This is a genomic window from Geobacillus thermopakistaniensis, from assembly GCF_000498995.1.
Taxonomy (GTDB): domain Bacteria; phylum Bacillota; class Bacilli; order Bacillales; family Anoxybacillaceae; genus Geobacillus; species Geobacillus thermoleovorans.
The window spans coordinates 1-768 of the sequence record NZ_AYSF01000023.1 but is presented as its reverse complement, the minus strand read 5'-3'; the positions used below and the strand labels follow the sequence as shown (position 1 = coordinate 768).

Sequence of the window (768 nt, the reverse complement as noted above, 5' to 3'; positions counted from 1 at the left end):
GCCGAGGAATCTTGCTTCCCTGAACCTGCTAGCAGACGCAGGCACAGACGCAAAGCAGCTCCTTTGAATTCGCTTCTTCGCTGGTTTGCGTCGAGGAATTCGGCTTCTCCGAATCCGCTTGTAGACGCAGACGCAAAGCAACTACGTTGAAACCTCTTACCTTGATATGGTGGAGCCTATCGGGATCGAACCGATGACCTCCTGCTTGCAAAGCAGGCGCTCTCCCAGCTGAGCTAAGGCCCCATCCAATGGGCCTAAGTGGACTTGAACCACCGACCTCACGCTTATCAGGCGTGCGCTCTGACCAGCTGAGCTATAGGCCCATATACACATTGCAAGGAACNACCTCCTGCTTGCAAAGCAGGCGCTCTCCCAGCTGAGCTAAGGCCCCATCCAATGGGCCTAAGTGGACTTGAACCACCGACCTCACGCTTATCAGGCGTGCGCTCTGACCAGCTGAGCTATAGGCCCATATACACATTGCAAGGAACAATAAGTTCCCTCAAAACTAAACAAAACAGCAAGCGTCATTATAATCAAACTGATAGGTTTTGTCAAGAAATTCTGTCTAGCTCCGGCTCGCCGCCGCTCGGGGTCAAATAACCTTCGCCTTCGGGATGTAAACATCCCTCTAGGCGAAGAACATTTGCCCATCGCGGCGAAACGCTCGCCTCCGCTTTTCGTCCTTAGAAAGGAGGTGATCCAGCCGCACCTTCCGGTACGGCTACCTTGTTACGACTTCACCCCAATCACTTGCCCCACCTTCGG

3 tRNA genes and 1 rRNA gene are annotated in these 768 nt (G+C 53.6%); all 4 read right to left on the bottom strand.

The features are described 5' to 3' along the window. Window positions 1-167 precede the first annotated feature (167 nt). Window positions 168-243 (bottom strand) — tRNA-Ala (locus tag T260_RS136365). Between the two features lie 6 nt (window positions 244-249). Beyond that, window positions 250-323 (bottom strand) — tRNA-Ile (locus tag T260_RS136370). A gap of 74 nt (window positions 324-397) precedes the next feature. Then, window positions 398-471, bottom strand: a tRNA-Ile gene (locus T260_RS136375). Between the two features lie 219 nt (window positions 472-690). Continuing rightward, a 16S ribosomal RNA gene (locus T260_RS136380) occupies window positions 691-768 on the bottom strand; the annotation flags it as partial.